A 1934-nucleotide genomic window follows, 5' to 3' on the forward strand; every position below is an offset into this window, starting at 1 on the left:
ATCGGGACATGGTGGAGAACCTGCCCGTCGTAGAAAACATGTATACCCCTCGTAAAGGTGTGTTTGAAAGTGCCTACAGTCAAGCCATCGAGGGCGTGCATAACAGTGATGGCATCGGAAATGCGCTGATCAACTTTGGACTGGCGACGGCGGTTGCACCGATGACGCTGCTGGACATGACGATCAGTGGAGCCTACAACGCCATCAATGAAGCCAGCATAAGTGGCCAGCGCTGGGCACGCTATGGTTTCAGCAATGACACAGCGGATGCGTGGGTGGGTTCACTATCGTTTGCCAACGGGGCGCTGGGGCTATCGCCAGCCACCGGGCTGAAGGGAGTGGTGGGGCCAAGCGTTGAGTTGGTTAAGGACACGGTCAGCGCGGTAAGGGCCCCGATCAGCCACACTGCGGCGTATCTGCGAGGCAAGGGGCTGCCTGACTGGAATATCCTGCCTCTCGAGTACACCCCTGGGACCTTGTATTCGAATCCGCTGCCGGTTAGGTTGGAGCGGGTGGTGCCGGGCGGGGTAGAATTGGGGGGCGGGTTTCCGAACACAATTAATCGATCAGATCTTGGCATACTTCTAGGGAGTGGAGGTAATAAGGATGTTTTTGCCTATGGTGAAAGCCAAGCTATCGGTTTGCTTAGAGCAGGGAAAAATCCACAATTGCTTACAGACGAACTTAGGTTGTTAAATCAGTTGGAAGAACTTGGGCTCCCAACAGTAAATGCACGGGGGCCTATTAACGTTTCAGGACAGTCAGGATTAGTGTTTGATCGTTTTGCGCAGGGCTCTAAGGATATTGTGAAACTTGAAAATGGCAAGGTGCGTATTGTTGGAGAGTCTTCGCTTCTGAATGCTCAGAGCGTTACGGACCTGCTGGATATTCGTAATACCATGGTAAATGATAAAATTCAGATCAATGACCTTCAGTTTTTGATAAGCGAACGTGGCAGAGTTGTTATAGCCGACCCGCTTGCTGTGAATGTGAATACTTCACCATCAAAGAACAATCTGCGAATGATTGATCTTTTAATTCAATCGGCAAGAAGAAATGGACCTTTCTAATGAAGGACTTATTAAATAACCCTGCTCCTCCCTCTACATCATCTGATTTCTTGAATGCTCTAATCGGTGTTCGAATAATCGATTTGGTACGTTATAGCTGGTGGCCAGCCGGCACTGTCGCTGCAGAATGTGGCATTGGAGACGCGCAGGCATTTGGATTGACTGCCGGTCCATTAAGTATTGTCTTTGAAAATGGTCAAATTCTTGGATTGGCCAGCGATCCGACAATCAACAGCGTCGTGATTTGGGACGAGAGTGCTCGGCGCTCCACTCTATCAAGTATTGCGCTGAATCAGGATGACGAGTTATTTCCCATCTTTGCTCAGAATGAAGTTTATGCAACTCCTTTTTGGAAACAAGTGGTTGGAAATACTTTAACTCAATTAACTATTTTAAAGCGCAAAACGATGAGTGCTAAGGAAGGGGAGTTGCCTAGTGAATTAGGCTTGCGTTTTCGGATGCAAAATGGTCTGAGTTTTGTTGCATCTCACGGACTGCATAATGGCTCAGATGACTTTTCAGTCCTGGAGGAGTCGCAACTTGCTCCGATGGAACTGGTTGAGCTGATGATGAGTTAAGCCACCTGAAGCGATAAACCAAGCTAAATATGGCTTATCGCTTCAAACATCACTGTCGTTAACGAATCCACGCTAGGCGGGAGATCCGTTATGACCGGGGGCACGAAGGCGACCCCGGCAGTTGGCTGGTGAGCCGTTATTTCTACGCCGACCCGAACCAGGCGCAGAACCCGCTGCGCGAACCAACCGACACTGACCTTTCCCCGTTAGGTATCCCAGTCTTTAATTAGCAACCTGGGTCCTCTGTTGGTGGTACTTCTGCCGGAATTCTTCCGGCGTTAAATAT

2 protein-coding genes are annotated in these 1934 nt (G+C 49.4%); both read left to right on the forward strand.

From position 1 onward, the window contains the following. Positions 1-1070 (forward strand): hypothetical protein (locus HNQ59_RS19285; protein WP_221320301.1); only part of this gene is annotated, 1070 nt, incomplete at its 5' end. Continuing rightward, entirely contained in the window at positions 1070-1648 is a 579-nt protein-coding gene (locus tag HNQ59_RS19290) for a hypothetical protein (RefSeq protein WP_184042015.1), read from the forward strand. The genes HNQ59_RS19285 and HNQ59_RS19290, both read left to right, overlap by 1 nt. The last annotated feature ends 286 nt before the right edge of the window (positions 1649-1934 follow it).

Source organism: Chitinivorax tropicus (assembly GCF_014202905.1).
GTDB lineage: Bacteria > Pseudomonadota > Gammaproteobacteria > Burkholderiales > SCOH01 > Chitinivorax > Chitinivorax tropicus.